The organism is Staphylococcus cohnii subsp. cohnii, from assembly GCF_002902365.1.
GTDB lineage: Bacteria > Bacillota > Bacilli > Staphylococcales > Staphylococcaceae > Staphylococcus > Staphylococcus cohnii.
The window spans coordinates 16,449-17,622 of record NZ_PPQC01000061.1; the positions used below are offsets into that span (position 1 = coordinate 16,449).

1 protein-coding gene and 1 tRNA gene are annotated in these 1,174 nt (G+C 28.4%); both read right to left on the reverse strand.

Features of this window, described 5'->3' with window-relative positions; genetic code table 11:
* Window positions 1-11: 11 nt before the first annotated feature.
* A tRNA-Met gene (locus CD032_RS10645) sits at window positions 12-85 on the reverse strand.
* Window positions 86-478: 393 nt separating this feature from the next.
* On the reverse strand, window positions 479-1,036 hold the full coding sequence (locus CD032_RS10650; protein WP_019468056.1) for an alpha/beta hydrolase: 558 nt from the start codon (window positions 1,034-1,036) through the stop codon (window positions 479-481).
* Window positions 1,037-1,174 lie beyond the last annotated feature (138 nt).

Here is a 1,174-nt window from a genome sequence, read left to right on the forward strand (position 1 = left end):
AAATTAAGTAATTGCGGGAGGCGGATTCGAACCACCGACCTTCGGGTTATGAGCCCGACGAGCTACCGAACTGCTCCATCCCGCGTTAATATTATTAATGACGCCTACCTATTAAATATACCATATTGCCATTACAAAATCAACATTATTTTAAAATTAATTTACAAATAATTAATTTATAATTAAAAATTAAATGTCATAATGAGTGGTTAAGCCCATCTCATTTCTGAATACTTATTTAGTATATAAACTTTTATTACTTTCGTCAATGCTTTCATTAAAGTATTTTGTGTAAAAAAGGAATATAACTATAATATTATAATTTTAGTTGATAAATGACACAAATTTATTTGTTTTTATAGCTTGCCGAAGTTTATTCACTTAAAATGTTGGCAAGCTATAAAAAACTATTCACTTTATAATTAAAATTATAGAAATTATTGTCTTACTTTATGCGCGATGTTTATAAATATCCAATCTACTTACTCATGATACCCATCATTTTACTTTGCAAGTTTGTAAATGTTGTGAAACCATCATCTTCCATGAAGTGTCCACCAAAATCAGTGACTTTACACTTGCCATCTAACGCGTCCATTAAACGCTTTGTTTCTTTGTAAGAAACATGTTTATCATCCTTTGCACATAAACCATAAAATTCATTCACTTTTTCTTTAACTTTATCATAGTCGATGATTTTATCATCTAATTTTAACGACTCATCAATCTCTTGTGCATCCTCTTTAAATCCTGAAATACTAAATAAGCCTTCAATATTGCTTAGGTCTTTACTTTGAATAAATTCAAGTGATGCAATTGTACCTAAACCATGAGTTACAAAATAAGTATCTTGTTTACGGATATGAATTTGTTCATTCATAACATTGATCCATTTACGTATATCACTATTTTGTTCTTCCGGAATATTAAAAAGTGTAACTACATAACCTTCCAAGGTAAGATTATTTGCTAACCATTCATACCAGTGATTCGTTGAATCACCTAACTTCGAATGTACTATTACTATATCTGTCATAAATCAATCCCCCACTTTACAAATATTACTATTAAAGTATCTCATAAATTTCACACGTATTGTAATTCTCATCTTAATAAAAAAAGTCAATTCTACAATAATTAAAAATTATCAAGTAGAAAATGACTTTTTATTATT

Bases quoted from the DNA above. Each gene is read 5' to 3' on its own strand.
- CD032_RS10650 (WP_019468056.1), bottom strand. From the start codon at position 1,036: ATGACAGATATAGTAATAGTACATTCGAAGTTAGGTGATTCAACGAAT.